This is a genomic window from Streptomyces beijiangensis (assembly GCF_017315755.1).
Lineage (GTDB): Bacteria > Actinomycetota > Actinomycetes > Streptomycetales > Streptomycetaceae > Streptomyces > Streptomyces beijiangensis.
Genome location: NZ_JAFLRJ010000371.1, coordinates 1 through 663 on the forward strand (window position 1 = coordinate 1; position 663 = coordinate 663).

Genomic DNA, 663 nt, shown 5'->3' on the forward strand with positions numbered 1-663 from the left:
GCGGCGGGGGCGGGGCCTGCTGGCTCCACTGCGACTCGAGGCGGGTCAGCGACTCGAGCTCCCCGTAGTCCAGGAATACCCCCCGGCAGCCGCTGCACTGCTCGATCTGGACGCCATTGCGGTTGTACGTGTGCATCGGTGCATGGCACTTGGGACACTGCATGCTCGGCTCAACTCCTCGCCGTTGTGACTGGACCTGCTCACCCTACGATGACGGATCGCGCGCCAACTCGGGCGGGAGGGCGGCAATTCGGACACAGGACGCGAGCATCGCCCGCTCCGCCTCGTCGAGTTCACGCTTCCGGGCCGTCGACTTGGCGAGGGCGATGGCGGCGGTCTGCACGGTGAGGGCACGGGCGGGAACGTCCAGCCGGGGCCAGGGGTCGGCGCCCTCGGGGGGAACGGCCGGGCCCCGCGCGGCCCGGTAGGCGGCCAGGAAGCGGGTCCAGGCGGCCGGCGGGAGCAGGCCGGCGGCGTACCAGGCCGCCGGGCGGGCCAGGTCCCAGGCCGGGTCGCCGTGGCCCAGGTCGTCGATGTCGATCAGCAGCCAAGGCCCTTCGGGGACGGGGTGTCTGACGAGCTGTCCGAGATGAAGATCACCGTGGCAGAGGTACGAGGCCCCTGGCGCGGGGGCCTCGTCGCGGGCCCAGGCGGGCCCTCCCC

2 protein-coding genes are annotated in these 663 nt (G+C 73.0%); both read right to left on the minus strand.

Features of this window, described 5'->3' with window-relative positions:
• Window positions 1-163, minus strand: a 163-nt coding sequence (locus J0695_RS31210; protein WP_206967749.1) for a TFIIB-type zinc ribbon-containing protein, incomplete at its 3' end; no start/stop codon positions are given.
• Window positions 164-205: 42 nt separating this feature from the next.
• Window positions 206-663, minus strand: a 458-nt coding sequence (locus J0695_RS31215) for a phosphotransferase family protein (RefSeq protein WP_206967747.1), incomplete at its 5' end; no start/stop codon positions are given.